1 pseudogene is annotated in these 263 nt (G+C 53.6%); it reads right to left on the reverse strand.

Features of this window, described 5'->3' with window-relative positions:
• A pseudogene (locus AN34_RS21350) lies at positions 1–263 on the reverse strand (hypothetical protein); the annotation flags it as partial.

Consider the following 263-nt stretch of genomic DNA (forward strand, 5'->3'; position numbering starts at 1 on the left):
GTTGCTCCCTGAACACCTTGTGCACCAGTGGCACCCGTATCTCCTTTATCGCCCTTATCGCCTGTTGCTCCGGTTAATCCTTGTGCACCCGTATCTCCTTTATCACCCTTGTCGCCTGTTGCTCCGGTTAATCCTTGTGCACCCGTATCGCCTTTATCTCCCTTGTCGCCTGTTGCTCCAGTTAATCCTTGTGCACCCGTATCGCCTTTATCTCCCTTATCACCTGTTGCTCCGGTTGCGCCCTGAACACCTTGTGCACCAGT

Source organism: Pedobacter sp. R20-19, from assembly GCF_000708265.2.
GTDB lineage: Bacteria > Bacteroidota > Bacteroidia > Sphingobacteriales > Sphingobacteriaceae > Pedobacter.